This is a genomic window from Neptunicoccus sediminis (genome assembly GCF_001719615.1).
Taxonomy (GTDB): Bacteria; Pseudomonadota; Alphaproteobacteria; order Rhodobacterales; family Rhodobacteraceae; genus Amylibacter; species Amylibacter sediminis.
Genome location: NZ_MDVX01000002.1, coordinates 177,255 through 190,655, shown reverse-complemented (window position 1 = coordinate 190,655; position 13,401 = coordinate 177,255). Strand labels below are relative to the sequence as shown.

The 13,401-nt window shown below is 57.4% G+C and carries 13 protein-coding genes and 1 tRNA gene; 4 read left to right on the top strand and 10 right to left on the bottom strand.

All coding sequences use genetic code 11. From position 1 onward, the window contains the following. Positions 1 to 1,194, bottom strand: a complete 1,194-nt coding sequence (locus tag BFV97_RS04885) for a UbiH/UbiF family hydroxylase (protein WP_069299226.1) — start codon at positions 1,192 to 1,194, stop codon at positions 1 to 3. Between the two features lie 38 nt (positions 1,195 to 1,232). Then, positions 1,233 to 1,874, bottom strand: coding sequence for a pyrimidine 5'-nucleotidase (locus BFV97_RS04880; protein ID WP_069299225.1), 642 nt, complete (start codon positions 1,872 to 1,874; stop codon positions 1,233 to 1,235). A gap of 150 nt (positions 1,875 to 2,024) precedes the next feature. Here BFV97_RS04880 and BFV97_RS04875 point away from each other — a divergent pair, with 150 nt between their 5' ends. Beyond that, a complete protein-coding gene (locus tag BFV97_RS04875; protein ID WP_069299224.1) occupies positions 2,025 to 2,810 on the top strand; it encodes an FkbM family methyltransferase in 786 nt (261 codons plus the stop codon). Next, the gene (locus BFV97_RS04870) at positions 2,807 to 3,463 is read left to right on the top strand and encodes a GntR family transcriptional regulator (protein WP_069299223.1); all 657 of its coding nucleotides are present in this window, start codon (positions 2,807 to 2,809) and stop codon (positions 3,461 to 3,463) included. The genes BFV97_RS04875 and BFV97_RS04870 overlap by 4 nt, the downstream gene beginning before the upstream one ends. Before the next feature lie 5 nt (positions 3,464 to 3,468). Here the strand turns inward: BFV97_RS04870 and BFV97_RS04865 are convergent, their stop codons facing one another. Then, positions 3,469 to 5,400 carry a glycosyltransferase family 2 protein gene (locus BFV97_RS04865; RefSeq protein ID WP_083225517.1) on the bottom strand — a complete coding sequence of 644 codons (1,932 nt, stop codon included), beginning with the start codon at positions 5,398 to 5,400 and terminating at the stop codon, positions 3,469 to 3,471. Positions 5,401 to 5,528: 128 nt separating this feature from the next. Further along, positions 5,529 to 6,698 carry a glutamine-hydrolyzing carbamoyl-phosphate synthase small subunit gene (carA, locus tag BFV97_RS04860; RefSeq protein ID WP_425412261.1) on the bottom strand — a complete coding sequence of 390 codons (1,170 nt, stop codon included), beginning with the start codon at positions 6,696 to 6,698 and terminating at the stop codon, positions 5,529 to 5,531. 182 nt (positions 6,699 to 6,880) lie between these two features. Here carA and BFV97_RS04855 point away from each other — a divergent pair, with 182 nt between their 5' ends. Then, on the top strand, positions 6,881 to 7,336 hold the full coding sequence (locus BFV97_RS04855; RefSeq protein ID WP_425412260.1) for a GatB/YqeY domain-containing protein: 456 nt from the start codon (positions 6,881 to 6,883) through the stop codon (positions 7,334 to 7,336). 127 nt (positions 7,337 to 7,463) lie between these two features. On the opposite strand, the gene BFV97_RS04850 is transcribed toward BFV97_RS04855, so the two are convergent. The 4 genes from BFV97_RS04850 to lipB all read right to left on the bottom strand — a co-directional run bounded on the left by BFV97_RS04850 (position 7,464) and on the right by lipB (position 11,651). Next, a complete protein-coding gene (locus tag BFV97_RS04850; protein ID WP_069299221.1) occupies positions 7,464 to 7,979 on the bottom strand; it encodes a DUF2244 domain-containing protein in 516 nt (171 codons plus the stop codon). Between the two features lie 82 nt (positions 7,980 to 8,061). Next, positions 8,062 to 8,967 (bottom strand): bestrophin family protein, encoded by a 906-nt coding sequence (locus BFV97_RS04845; protein ID WP_069299220.1) that lies wholly within the window; start codon positions 8,965 to 8,967, stop codon positions 8,062 to 8,064. 140 nt (positions 8,968 to 9,107) lie between these two features. Next, positions 9,108 to 10,778: a cytochrome c oxidase subunit I gene (locus BFV97_RS04840; RefSeq protein ID WP_069299219.1), complete on the bottom strand. Its 1,671-nt coding sequence runs from the start codon at positions 10,776 to 10,778 to the stop codon at positions 9,108 to 9,110. Positions 10,779 to 11,000: 222 nt separating this feature from the next. Beyond that, entirely contained in the window at positions 11,001 to 11,651 is a 651-nt protein-coding gene (lipB, locus tag BFV97_RS04835) for a lipoyl(octanoyl) transferase LipB (protein ID WP_069299218.1), read from the bottom strand. Between the two features lie 155 nt (positions 11,652 to 11,806). Here lipB and BFV97_RS04830 point away from each other — a divergent pair. Continuing rightward, positions 11,807 to 11,893, top strand: a tRNA-Leu gene (locus BFV97_RS04830). 92 nt (positions 11,894 to 11,985) lie between these two features. Here the strand turns inward: BFV97_RS04830 and aroQ are convergent. After that, complete coding sequence (gene aroQ / locus BFV97_RS04825) at positions 11,986 to 12,426, bottom strand: type II 3-dehydroquinate dehydratase (protein WP_069299217.1); 441 nt, start codon at positions 12,424 to 12,426, stop codon at positions 11,986 to 11,988. Between the two features lie 178 nt (positions 12,427 to 12,604). Continuing rightward, positions 12,605 to 13,357 carry an OmpA family protein gene (locus BFV97_RS04820; protein ID WP_083225516.1) on the bottom strand — a complete coding sequence of 251 codons (753 nt, stop codon included), beginning with the start codon at positions 13,355 to 13,357 and terminating at the stop codon, positions 12,605 to 12,607. Positions 13,358 to 13,401: the final 44 nt, after the last annotated feature.

Here is a 13,401-nt window from a genome sequence, read left to right as displayed (position 1 = left end):
TTACGCCCCAAGCCCCGCGCGCATTGCCGCGCGGCGCAGCGGGGTGGTTTCGTTCAACAGTTGCAATCCCTTCAGGCGCAGGGCCCGCAAGTCAGGGCTTTGCGCCAGTGCAGCACGGTTCAGCATATCCACACCGGACACACGGGCGGTGATGCCAGCCATGCGCTTCCGCTCATAAGCGGTCAACATATCATGACTGCCAGCGCTGTGGCCGCTTTCCAGCAGGTCCACCAGCGCCTGCACATCCCCAAGGCTCATATTCAGGCCCTGCGCCCCGATTGGCGGCACCACATGGGCCGCCTCTGCAATCAATGCTGTACGGGGTCCGGTCAGACGCTCGGCTTTTTGCGAGATAATCGGCCAGATGTTGCGCGGGCTGTTCACGGTAAGGGGGCCGAGAATATCACAGGACCGCAGGTTGGCTTTGGCGGTAAACGCGACTTCGTCCAACTCCATGAGTGCCGCAGCCTTCGGGCCGGTTTCCATCCAGACAACGGCCGACTGTGGCACACCGTCCAGATCGGGCAGCGGCACCAGTGTAAAGGGACCGCCGCTGCGGTGAATTTCCGTTGAAATATTGTTATGCGGGCGCGGATGGGAAACCGTAAAGACGATTGCCTTCTGCCCGTAACGCCATGTTTTAACGCCAATATCCAGCGTCTCGCGGATCGCAGAGTTGCGCCCGTCTGCTGCGATTACAAGCGGTGTAATAAACTGTGTGCCGTCAGACAAGGACACCAGCGCATGGGCGGCGCGGGCGGTGATCCGGTCGGTTTTCACCCCCATGCGCAGGGTGACATTGTCGGTCTGTTCAATCTGCGCCAGCAGTTCGCGTCGCAACAACCAGTTGGGCAGGTTCCAGCCAAAGGGCTGGTCGGACAGCTCTCCCGCGTCAAAATCCGCCAGATAGCGGATTTCACCCGCTTCCCCGCCAGCATCTGCAAGCCGCATGATCTGAAGCGGTGCGGCATAAGGGGCGAACCGCTGCCATAACCCGGCCTGTTCCAGCGTGGCCTTGGCAGGCTGCAAAAACGCCGTGCTGCGCCGGTCTGCCTTGGGATCGCTTTGCGTCGTAGCAGCAGGCTGCGGGTCCACGCAAAGGACAGACAGCCCCAAACGCCCGAAGGCACAGGCAGCAACCAGTCCCGCAAGACCGCCACCGCTTATGAAAATTTCAAAGTTTTCCCGTTCCATGACAATGATTTAGAGCGGCCGCACCGCAAAGGAAAGCGTCAGGCGACGATCTGCGACAGAAAACCCGTCAGATCCTCGGTCTGGTGGTGGATGTAGGGGCGCTCTACCTTGGGGCCAACCAGAACTGTGCGCATGCCAAGGCTGTGGGGAATTTCCAGATTGCGCGGATCGTCCTCAAACATCGTGGCCTTCGTTGGATCAAACCCGTCCCGTTGCTGGATCGCGGCATAGGCTTCGGCCCCCGGTTTGGGCAGGAAGTCCGAATGCTCAATCCCGTAAATCGCATCAAAAACGCCGGTTAACCCGCGGGCGGCCAGCACGCGAATGGCGTGGTTTTCCGAGCCGTTGGTATAAACGATCTTGCGTCCGGGCAGGTCCGAGATATGGGCGCAGAGGGCAGCATCCTGCGGCACATGATCGAGCGAGATTTCGTGCACTGCATCCAAATAGGGCAGCGGGTCGAGATCATGCTCCTGCATCAGTCCGGCCAGCGTGGTGCCATAGGTCTGCCAGTAGTGGTTGCGCAGATAATCCGCCTTCACCTGATCCACCCCGAGCGCATCCATGACATAGCTGGTCATGCGCACCTCAATCTGGTCGAACAAGCGGCATTCGGGCGGGTAGAGCGTATTGTCGAGATCAAAGACCCAACAGTTCACATGGGAAAAATGCTGTTTCATGGCGCCATGATTAGGCCGGATGAACGGGTAAGGAAAGCTGCAAGGCGGCAAATTGTCGAAGGGATTGCGAAAAACTTTCCCTTGGCGGTCAAAGGGGTTATCACTTGCCCACACGCCCCGCTGACGGGGCCTGAGAAGGGGTGCGGGATCATGACACCGAGCGAAAAAATTGTTCAGGCGCGTAAGCTGCTGCACGAAGCCGGACAGGAACTGACCGAACTTTTGCAGAAAAACCGCAGCCGTGCGCGCGGCGCGATGCTGCGCGAGCTGCACACTCTGGGGCGGATGACCGGCGAGAGCGACCACTATTTTTCGCAGGCGGGGCAAGACCGGATCGTTGACAATATTCTCGGCCAGAAAACCGGCGGAGTTTTCGTGGATGTGGGCGGCTATGACGGTGTGACCGGCTCTAATTCTTTGTTTTTTGAAATATTTCGCAATTGGACGGGTATTCTGGTGGAACCCGCTCCGACCCAGTTGCGCAAGGCCCAGACCGTGCGGCGCTGTCCCTGTCTCGGCTATGCCGTAGCGGGGGAGACCGGAACGCTCGACTTTATGGAAGTGACCCGCGGCTACACCCAGATGAGCGGGTTTCTCGACAGTTACGACCCCGACCTTCTTGCGCGGGTGCGCAGCGATGCACGCCATGCCGAGGTCGTGCACCGGCTGGACACGAAACCCTTGAACGACATCCTGCGCGAACAGGATTTGCAAAAGATTGATTTCCTTTCACTTGATGTGGAAGGCGGAGAGTTGGACATCCTACGCAATTTTGACTTTGAAGGGTTCGACGTGGACCTCTGGACGATCGAAAATAATACGCAGGACTCCCTGATCCCTGAACTGATGCGGGATCACGGCTATGATTTAATTGAATTTGCCGGGGTAGATGATCTGTTTCGCAAAAGAAAACCAGCGGCAGGACCCGTAGAATGACACGCCCGAATGAACCAAAAGACGCCTATGAACTGATCCTGAACGCGATCGACATCGGCATCTATCGTCCCGGCGACCGTCTGGTGGAAAGCGAACTTGCAGAGCGTTTTGGCGTGTCACGCACCCCCGTGCGCGAAGCCTTGCAGCGGCTGGAAACCCAAACCATGCTGACGCGGGACGGGCGGTCGTTGATTGTGTCTTCGCTGGATCACAACCAGATGGCCGAACTGTACGAGGTGCGGGCCGAGCTGGAAGGTCTGGCGGCGCGTTTGGCGGCGAAACATGCTTCTGTGGAAGAGATAAAAGTGCTGCACGCGATGATCGAAGAGGACCGGAAATACTTGAACCAGCCCCGCGAACTGTCCATCGCGAACCGCAGGTTCCATCGGCAGATCCATCTGGCCAGCCGCAACAGGTATCTGGTGCAACAGCTTGAAATGGTTCACAGATCTATGGCCTTGCTGGCAGAGACATCGCTGGCAGCGGACGGGCGCGGAGAGATGGCACTGGCCGAGCATCTTGCAATCGTTCAGGCGATTGAAAAAGGCGATGCGGCCTCGGCTGAGAAGCGGCTAAAGGACCATTTGTCCTTTGCTTTTGAAACGCGGCTCAAGGCGGATGCGGGTGAGGTCAAAGCCGGCGAGTCTGTGTGAAATGGCTAGTGTAGCGTCTCGTTCGCATTGGCCGTTAACCTGTTAATTTCCTCCTGATATTCCACATCATTGATGCCGTGACTGGTCTTGTCCCAATAGTTCGGACGGACGAACAGCTCCCACAGGGCTTTGTAGGCGGCAAAAGCGCCCAGAGGCCAGTAGAGCAGCATACTTGGCAAGCGGATGTATAGATTTGGCGTTTGCCTGCGCCTGACTGCCAGCGCGCCAAGGAACAGCAGTAGGAACTCTGTTGCGATGAAAGCGATCACCAGCAACGTGAAAAGGGTCGCCGGAACCGCATCGTAAACCGGCAACGGGACGCCGAACGTATAAAGCCACATGGGCAGGACCAATGGTACGGCAACAAAAGAGGTGAACGTGCCGATCATTTGGATTTGAAAGACCAGAAACCCCACTGGTCCGGTCTGGCGCAACAACACACGTGGCTGGCGCATATGGGTGATCCAGGTTTGCAGGAACCCCTTTAGCCAGCGTGACCGCTGCCGCACCCAGGGCAGCACGCGAAAATTCGCCTCTTCATATGTGGTGGCATCGGACCACAGACAGCGGAACCCCGCGCGGTAGAGCCTGATGCCCAGATCCGCATCCTCGGTCACATTATGGGCATCCCAACGCCCGAGTTTTTCAAGAATATCCCGCCTGAAAAACACCGAAGTTCCGCCAAGGGGGACGGGCAGGTTCCAGCGCTGCAAACCGGGCAGCATAACCCGAAACAGGATGGCGTATTCGATGGTAAAACACTTGGAAATCCAGTTGGTCGCGGTGTTGTAAAAATCCAGCTGACACTGAACGCAAGCGACGTTTTCGTCGGCTTGATCAAAGATGCGGACCACTTTGTGCAGTTGGTCCGGCTCCGGCGCGTCTTCGGCATCGTAAATGCCGATCACATCGCCACTGCAAAAGTCGAGCGCATAGTTCATCGCCCTTGGTTTGGTTTGCAACGTGTCGTCAGGTACCTCTACCTTGCGCATCCAGTAGGGCAAGCGCCGCGCGGCGAGATGGTTTTTCGTGGCGCTGTCATTTTCCTCATAGACCAGACAGATTTCCAGCAATTGCTTGGGATAAACGAGTGCCGACATGCGTTCTATCAGCCGGTCAACGATATCTTCTTCCCGCAACAGCGGGAGAAGGATCGAGATTTTCGGCAGTTTATGCCGTCTCGGGGCAGAGGGTGGCGGAATTTCAGGTTGTTTCGACAACATCATCGCGCCTTTCAACAGACCGTTGGCAATCAGCGCGCCAAATATCCAGAGCACCAGTATAAGCAGCAGTATCTTTGGTGCCAGAAGCGCAGCGATGGTAAAGATGCCCAGCAAGGAGGCCCCGATCAGGCGGGGGCGCAGACCTGACCAACCCCGACAACTGGTCGCTTCGGGCGCGCAAAGATTGGCCGCTTTGGAGAGGTCTTGCCGGTGGTGGCTGGCGTAATGGTGAAGAATGGCACTGCGCCGCGCCAGAACAAAACGGTAGTCCGGCGCGATGTCGCCAAGCAGTGCCCGGACCGTTTCGATCCGGTCCGGGTCGGTCAGAGCAACCGTCAGCGTACCCCCTGCCATCTGCCACAGCAAGAAACGGTGTTTGACGCCGATGGCCGGATCAATCAGTCCACGCAGCAGCGGGGAGGGCGGATCGAGATGTAAATCCACGACAGGCAGGTGCGAATGTTTGGCGGCCGCGTTTAGCAGCGTGGTTTCATCCACCAGCCTGAGCCCCTGTAGCAGATCGGAAAGAGGTTGGCCCTGATGACTTTGCAGCGCCAGCGCCTTGAACATATCCCCCGGCGTAACCGTGCCGTCGCGCACCAGATTGTCGTGCCAACGGGCGTTTTTCCGGTTTGTTTTTCCGGTGCGGCCAATGGAGGTACTGACGGGTGGACTCATTCCGTCAATCATCTTCTTTGGTAGGGAAATCGACATAACAAAGACCTTGCATAAAGCTGGGCTTCATCATGGTGGCAGAAGGTTAAGACCCTCTTAACGATGCATTAACTGACAAAAAACCCGCCGGAGCATCACTGCGCGGCGGGTTTTTGGGACTTTCAGTCTCAGGCAGCGGGCATCGATTCCGCAAACCGCTCAAACAGATAATAGCTGTCCTGCGGGCCGGGGCTTGCCTCGGGGTGGTGCTGTACCGAAAACACCGGACGGTCGGTGATGCGGATACCACAATTGGACCCGTCAAAAAGGGAAACATGGGTTTCCTCGACCCCGTTTGGCAGGCTCTGGCCGTCCACAGCGAAACCGTGGTTCATCGAGGTAATCTCAACCTTGCCGGTGGTGTAATCCTTGACCGGATGGTTGGCACCGTGATGACCGTGGCTCATCTTCATGGTCTTGGCACCCAGTGCGAGCGCGAGCATCTGGTGGCCAAGGCAAATACCAAAGATCGGCAGGTCTTTCTTTTCCAGCAGGGTTTTAATCATCGGTACGGCGTATTCGCCCGTCGCCGCCGGATCGCCCGGACCGTTGGACAGGAACACGCCCTGTGGATTGTGGGCCAGAACCTCTTCGGCTGTGGCGCTCGCCGGCAGAACGGTGACTTCGCAGCCGGCCGAGGCCAGACAGCGCAGGATGTTGCGTTTTGCACCGTAGTCAATGGCGACAACCCGTTTTCCCGGACCCTCGCGACGGCTGTAACCGTCCGGCCATGCCCAGCGTTGCTCATCCCACTGATAGGACTGGCCGCAGGTCACATCCTTGGCCAGATCCAGCCCTTCAAGCCCTTCAAAGGCACGGGCATGTTCCAGCAGGGCGGGCATGTCGAATTTCCCATCGGGACGATATTCAATCGCCACATGGGGCGCGCCTTGCTGACGGATCGCACGGGTCAGGCGGCGGGTGTCGATCCCCCCGACACCGATGCGGCCGCGCTTGGACAGCCATTGGGACAGGGTCTGTTCGGAACGCCAGTTCGACGGCTCGGTCGGGTCCCATTTCACGATCATGGCCCGCGCGACAGGATCGGCGGTTTCATCGTCTTCCAGATTCACGCCGGTGTTACCGATATGAGGGAAGGTAAAGGTGATCGCCTGTCCGGCATAGGAGGGATCGGTCATGATCTCCTGATAGCCGGTCATGGCTGTGTTGAAACACAGCTCGGCCTGGATACGGCCCGGGGCGCCGAAGCCGTTTCCATAGAACGTGGTTCCATCCGCAAGCACAATGCAGGCAGTGGGAAAATCGGGTTGGTCTGATGCGGTTTTGGGCATGGACATGACAGCTTCCTTTGGCCAAATTTGCGCGAAACTACGCCCAAGGTTCTGCAAGGTCAAGGGCCGTGCGAAAATGAAATATCCAGCAAGATCAGTGGTCTAAAAAATGTGATCCCAGTTGTTTCCAAACCGCTTTCGGGGTAAACACGGGTCTTGGATTTTGCAACTGCCGGGAGTTGGATGCAATGAGAGATCGAATTAATGCCAAGGTCAAGCAGGCCATGCGCGATAAGGACAGCGAACAGCTGGGAACCCTGCGTCTGATCAATGCTGCAATCAAGGACCGTGACATCGCTGCGCGGTCCGAAGGCAACCATGACGGGGTGTCCGATGAGGAAATCCTCAAGGTATTGGCCCGCATGATCAAGCAACGCCGCGAAAGCGCCAAAGCCTATGAAGAAGGCGGGCGGCTGGAGTTGGCTGAGAAAGAAATCAACGAAATCAGTATTATAGAGCAGTTCCTGCCGAAACAGCTTTCCGATGAGGAATTGCAGGTCGCTGTGAAAAAGGCGATTTCGGAAACCGGCGCGGAGAGCATCCGCGACATGGGGCGGGTGATGGGGGTTCTCAAGACGAACTACACCGGCCAGATGGATTTCGGCAAGGCAGGCGGCACGGTGAAAGAAATGCTGAGCTGCTAAGCGTCTTGCCCTGTGCCTCTGTGCAAGGGGCGGATTTAGACGCATCTGCCTTTGCAATCACAGGTTAGAAATGATTCGCTAAAAAGGCACGGTTGCGACCGTGCCTTTTGTCTTGCGCGGCGCGTCTTTACGGCTGGCGGCAGGCGTTCAACTGCGCGGTGATCTCTTCGTCCAGGGTGATCCGCTCGGCACTGGTCAGAAAGGCGCCGAGTTCGATCTCGCGGCCCTGTCCTTTGAGGGTCAGATAGTTCTCAACCGTTTTCGTATTGCGCCGCCGTGTTGTCACCCAATAGGGGTTCGCCATCCAGTATTGGTCCGCACTGCGCGGGTTCTGCCGATGGACGGCAATCAGATCCGGCCAGATGCGAATATGCTCTTGCAAGGTGCCGTCGTGATCGTTGCGCCGGATGAAATACCACAGCGCGGTCAGGGCAGCGGCCAGATAGGGCAGCAAGGTCCAGAGCGCCAGTGTCCCGAGAAATGCCATCAGGGGCAGCGCCAGCGCAGCCGCTGTGAAGGCGATGGTTATCACGAAACCCTGATTGCTCAGCGAGCGGTGCGCCTTGAGATGCCGATCGAACAGGGGGGGATCGGCGCGGGTGGTGGCAGTGACAAAAGCGTCGTAGGTCTCGGGGTTTTCCATAGCTCAAAATTGTCCCAGAACGGGGCGGGGATCAAGTTTGCCACAGCGCATATTTCTGGGGCAAGGTTGCAAGGGCGGTCCGTCAGCTTAGGACGTGGTTTACAACCGGCAAAGGCTCTGGCGCGGGTCGGCCAAGGGATTCCGCCACCGAAGTTTCGATAATCCGGCACATGGCGTCCAGCGGCAATCCGTTCTGTAGGTTGTGAAACGGACGCTCCAGTTCATTCGTCACCGCCTGAAGGCCGAAGAACACATAGGCAACCACGGCGGCAAAGACCGGCGCGAACCATCCGGCAGAGTCGATCAGCGCAAAGGGCAGCAGCCCGCAGTACAGATACGTCGTGCGCCGCACCAGCAGGGAATAGACAAAGGGCAGCGGGGTTGAGCGGATACGTTCACAGCCCGCTTGGGCAAGGGCAAGCGAAGACAGCGTGTTGGACAGGGTCATCCGGCCAAAACCGTCCAGTTGGTCCTGATCCGACAGGGTGGCGAGCCGCTCTGTTATGGTGCGCAGGGCCGCGTCTGCACTGTTTGCGAAGGATTGCAGATGTTTGGCCTGTTCTGCCCCGACCAGCGGTGCGATCTCGGCCTCTACGATCGTGTCCCGCAGAAAGCCGCGGTGTAGATGGGCAAAGGCGACGGTATGGTTCAGGATGTCTGTCCGCGCATTGCTGTCGCGAATGAACAGGGTGCTCTGGCGGCACAGGTTGCGCACATCCGCAATCATCCCGCCCCAAAGCTTGCGCGCCTCCCACCAGCGGTCATAGGCGGCATTGTTGCGGAACCCCAGAAACAGCGAGAGCGCGACACCGAAGATTCCCATAGCCGCGATACTGATATGGGGCAGGGTGATTACATGCCGGTCAATCACCAGCACCAGCAGGGACAACAGGGCGATGCCGGTGATCTTGCCAAGGATTGCAGGCACCACAGAGCCTTGCATTACGAAAAAGAGTTTCAGCGAAGAGGGCGGGTCTCTGACGATCATAAAGGGGCCTGATGGTTGCTTGGCTCAGTGGTGCGGCAAACCGGCGGGAATGCCAACAGGAAAATCCGCCGCAGGGCGGATGCACATAAAAAAGGCCGGAGCAGATGCCCCGGCCTTTCACTATTCGTCTCTCAAAACACCTAGTGTTTCTGGTGATCCCACATATCCGGTGTGGGCAGTGTTTCAAAAGTGTGCTCTGGCGGAGGTGTCGGAATGGTCCATTCCAGCGTATCCGCGCCTTCACCCCAGTAGTTGTCCTCGGTGACTTTCTTACCCCACATCAGGGTGTAGAAGATCACTCCGATGAAGAACACGAAGGATGCAAAGGACAGAAAGGCACCGTATGTGGAGACTTCGTTCCAGAGCGAGAACTGCTCGGGGTAGTCGATGTAGCGGCGTGGCATACCTTGGCGACCCAGGAAGTGCTGTGGGAAGAAGGTGATGTTGGCACCGATGAACATCATCCAGAAGTGCAGCTTGCCGGCCCATTCAGGGTACTGGCGACCGGACATTTTGCCGATCCAGTAGTAGATACCTGCAAAGATACAGAACACAGCGCCCAGAGACATAACGTAGTGGAAGTGCGCAACCACATAGTATGTGTCGTGATAGGCACGGTCCACACCAGCCTGAGACAATACGATCCCTGTAACCCCGCCAACGGTGAAGAGGAACAGGAAGCCGAAGGCCCAGTACATCGGTGTTTTCATCTCGATAGAGCCGCCCCACATGGTTGCGATCCATGAGAAGATCTTGATGCCTGTCGGCACCGCGATCACCATTGTCGCCAGCATGAAGTAGGACTGCTGTGTCAGGGACATACCCACGGTGTACATGTGGTGTGCCCAGACAACAAAGCCAAGCGCACCAATACCAACCATCGCGTAAACCATCGGCAGGTAGCCAAAGATCGGCTTCTTGGAGAAGGTTGCGATAACGTGCGAGATGATACCAAAGCCCGGAACGATGATCATATACACCTCGGGGTGGCCAAAGAACCACAGCAGGTGCTGGTACAGGACCGGGTCGCCGCCGCCGGAGGGATCAAAGAAGGTCGTGCCGAAGTTACGGTCGGTCAGCAGCATGGTGATCGCGCCGGCCAGAACAGGCAGGGACAGAAGGATCAGGAAGGCTGTGACAAAGATCGACCACGCGAACAGCGGTGTTTTGTGCAGGGTCATGCCCGGCGCACGCATGTTCAGGAAGGTGGTGATCATGTTGATCGCACCAAGGATCGAGGATGCACCGGAAACGTGAACCGCAAAGATTGCGAAATCCATCGAATAACCGGCCTCTTTGGTGGAGAGCGGCGCGTAAAGCACCCAACCCACACCGGACCCAAGCTGGCCGTTACCGCCCGGAGACAGCAGCGACAGAACCGCCAGAGACGAACCGGCAACATACATCCAGTAGGACAGGTTGTTCATCCGCGGGAACGCCATATCCGGCGCACCGATCATCAGCGGCATAAAGTAGTTACCAAAACCGCCGAACAGGGCGGGAATAACCACAAAGAACATCATCAGGATGCCGTGGCCCGTGATCAACACGTTCCAGAGGTGGCCGTTTGGCGTACAGTTTTCAACAGCAGCAGCCATGAGGGACGCACCCTCCATACACATGTGCTGAACACCGGGTTCCATAAGTTCCAACCGCATGAAAACGGTAAAACATACGGAGATGAACCCCAGTAGGCCGGCTGTAAACAGGTACAGCACACCGATATCTTTGTGGTTGGTTGACATAAACCAACGGGTAAAGAACCCGGGTCTTGCGTGGTCGTCGTGACCATGGGTGGCTGCGTCTGCCATGCTTGTTTCTCCTGACACGTCTTTTGTTGCCGCGAATCCCCGTTTCCGGGGTCCGCAGATACCCGCCGCCTACATACCCCAGCACATGGGGTGCCTCAAGCCGATTAAAAGTCGCAGGTTACAGGCGGGAGCATCTGTCGCAGGACGGCCCGGGCTGCACAGACCGCCGATTTGCGCGATATTCTACCACAAATTGACAGGAATTCCTGCACAAACATTTAATTAATCGGAAAATACTTGGTTAAAACTGTTCTGCAAAGCCACATCCAGATCGCCCATTGTTACAGGCAGTCCCAGATCTACGAGAGATGTCACGCCGTGTTCGGCAATGCCACAGGGCACAATACCGTCGTAATGGGACAGGTCCGGCTCTACGTTGATGCAGATTCCGTGAAAGCTGGTCCATTTGCGCAAACGCACCCCGATAGCGGCGATTTTGTCTTCGGGCGGTGTTCCAAGGGCGGTCAGTGGTTTGTCATGGCGCACCACCCAAACCCCGACACGGCCTTCGCGCCGCTCTCCCTTGACGTTGAACTCTGCCAGCGTCTGGATCACCCATTCCTCAAGCGTCCAGACAAACCTGCGCACATCGCGGCCCCGTTTGTTCAGATCAAGCATGGCATAGGCCACCCGCTGTCCCGGTCCGTGATAGGTATATTGTCCGCCCCGTTTGGAGGTATAGACCGGAAACCTGTCAGGATCGGTCAGATCGTTTATATCGGCCGAGGTTCCAGCCGTATAAAGGGGGGGATGCTCCAGAAGCCAGATACGCTCCTCCGCGCCATTGCGGATCATGGACTCCACATGGGATTCCATCTGCGCAACGGCATCGGGGTAGGGGACAAACCCCTGAGCTGTGATCCAGTCTACCATGGCTATGGAAGTGCCGGAACTTGGCAGGGGTGTCAAACCGCTATTGCGTCGCACTGCGCAGGGGTGTCAGGACGTTTTGCGGAATTAATTGCATCAGGGAACATTTTGCACTTCACATCACGAATTGCCTTGGCTATACGCTGCCTACCTCGCGTGCGGCCGTGGCGGAATTGGTAGACGCGCAGCGTTGAGGTCGCTGTTCCTTAACCGGAGTGGAAGTTCGAGTCTTCTCGGCCGCACCAAAGGGTTTTCCCCATATTGTTCTCTGTATCAAAGCGTTATGCGTAGTCTTCACAGACTGCTTTGCGCTGCCGGAAGCTGTATTGGCAGGGCCTCAGCCCCCCAGCAAACTCCCCATACGGTGCATGCACAGGTAATAGCCTTCAACCCCCATCCCGATAATCGCGGAATCGGCTCTGTGACTGATGTAGGAGTGATGCCGGAAGGATTCGCGGTGGTGGATGTTGGAAATATGCACCTCCAGCACCGGGCCGTCAAAAGTGTTCAGCGCGTCGAGAATCGCCACGGATGTATGGGAATAAGCAGCCGGATTGATGATGATCCCTGCCGAAGTCTCGCGGCAGGTGTGGATCATATCCACCAAAACGCCTTCGTGGTTGGATTGCAGCAGTTCAGAGCGCAGACCGTACCGCGCTGCGACTTCGCTGCACCCTTTTTCCACATCAGCAAGCGTGTCCGACCCGTAAATTTCCGGCTGGCGCTGCCCCAACAGGTTCAGGTTCGGGCCGTTTAGCACGGTGACAAGTTTGCTCATTTCGATCTGGTCCGTTCGTTATCTGCCCTGCATCGGGGCTCCCGCAGTCTTAACCGCTCTTGTAAGAGAGGCAAAGCACGGTTCGGACCGGAGCTTTGAAAATTGGCGGGGTGTGTTTTCGATGCAAAGACAGCCGCATGCGGAAGATGCGGCTGCTGGTGGTTTCACCACAGGTCGGTTAGCTGAGAACCTGCACCTCAACACGGCGGTTTTCCGGTGCACCGGGGGTTTCGGGGGTTTTCAGGCGTTCCTCGCCGGCGCCAACCGCTTGCAGGCGGGAATTTTCGATGCCACAGCTCGTGGTCATATAGCGGACCACCTCATCTGCGCGGGCTTGTGACAGGCGTTTGTTATAGCTGGCTTTGCCTTTGGCGTCCGTATGACCGATTATCTGGTAGGTGCCATCCCCCGTATCTGCCTTGATCGCGGCACAGAGCGCTGTGAGCTGGGTTTTGGATTTGGGTTGCAACAGGGCGCTGTCAAAATCGAAATAGATCGTCAGGTCGATGGTCACGGTTTCAACGTTTTGTTCAGGCAGGCTCGCCGGAGCGGTCGCCAATGTGGGCAGGGTTTCCGAGCCGTTGCCCGCCGTCACAGAAGGTGCAGCCTGTGTACCGGTGGTGTCCTGCGTCGCGCTCAGTTGCAGGCCGGACGTGCCGCTGCCCTGATCGCTGGCTTGCAGGGTCAGTCCGGTTGTGTTGACCGAAGGGGCGCTGCTGCCTGCCGCATCGTCGACGGGCGCCATTGTCAGTGCGGTTTCCTCGCTTGCCTGTCCTGCGGGTTTGGACGCATCAACAAAGCCGAGTGTGCGGCTGCGTTGTGCCTGTAACCTTTGAAGAATATCCTCTGCTGTCATCTCCTCAGCCAGCGCCGGAGGGGTCAGCAGGGCAAAGAGCGTAAGGCTTGTGGCGGTTGTTCTAAGAAATGTCATTGCACGGCTCCTGAAAAGGGGTGAATGGAAAAGAAATTGTGGGG